Source organism: Allobosea sp. 2KB_26 (assembly GCF_052115715.1).
Classification (GTDB): Bacteria; Pseudomonadota; Alphaproteobacteria; order Rhizobiales; family Beijerinckiaceae; genus Allobosea.
On the sequence record NZ_JBFRHE010000063.1, the window covers coordinates 1 to 783 of the forward strand.

At 71.6% G+C, this 783-nt stretch carries 1 protein-coding gene; it reads left to right on the top strand.

The window, feature by feature from the left end:
* The coding region (locus AB4099_RS35210; RefSeq protein ID WP_441481508.1) for an autotransporter outer membrane beta-barrel domain-containing protein at positions 1 to 783 on the top strand (783 nt) is incomplete at both ends.

Consider the following 783-nt stretch of genomic DNA (forward strand, 5'->3'; position numbering starts at 1 on the left):
AGCTCGAGGTCAATGCCGCCGGCCAGTCCGACAGGATCGCCGCCACCGGAACCGCCACCCTGTCCGGGGGAACGGTGCAGCTTCTGGCGGAACAAGGCGGCTATGGCGCCTCGACGCGCTACACCATTCTGACGGCACAGGGCGGGGTCATCGGCCAGTTCGCCGCGGTGGCCTCGAACTTCGCCTTCCTGACGCCGAGCCTGGCCTATGGCGCCAATGACGTGGCGCTGACGCTCGATCGCAACGCCATCGCCTTTCCGCAGGTCGCCCTGACCCGCAACCAGGCCGGGGCCGCTGGAGCGGCCGAGGCGCTGGGCGCCGGCAACCGTGTCTACGATGCGCTGCTCACGGCAAGCGTCGCCGATGCCCGAGCCGGCTTCGACGCGCTCTCGGGCGAGATCCATGCCCAAGCGGTCGGCGTCGCGATCGAAGACAGCCATCTCATCCGCGAATCCATCCTCAACCGGCTGCGCTGGCCCTTGGCCGGCGGCACGTCCGGCGGCACGGTCGAGGGCGCCTTCAGCGCCGACGCGCCCGGCAGGTCGGGCGGCACGACGCTGCCGGCACCACGCCTCGCCAGGGAACGCTTCACGCTTTGGGGCGAGGCGATCGGGGCGCAGGGACGCACGGACGGAGACCGCAACGCGGCCTCGCTCGACCGGCGCGGCGGCGGCATGCTGTTCGGCGCCGAGCTCAACTCCGGCTGGAGCGGCGACGGGCACTGGCGCCTCGGCCTTGCCGGCGGCTATACGCACACCGATTTCGATATCGACGGCCGCCGCT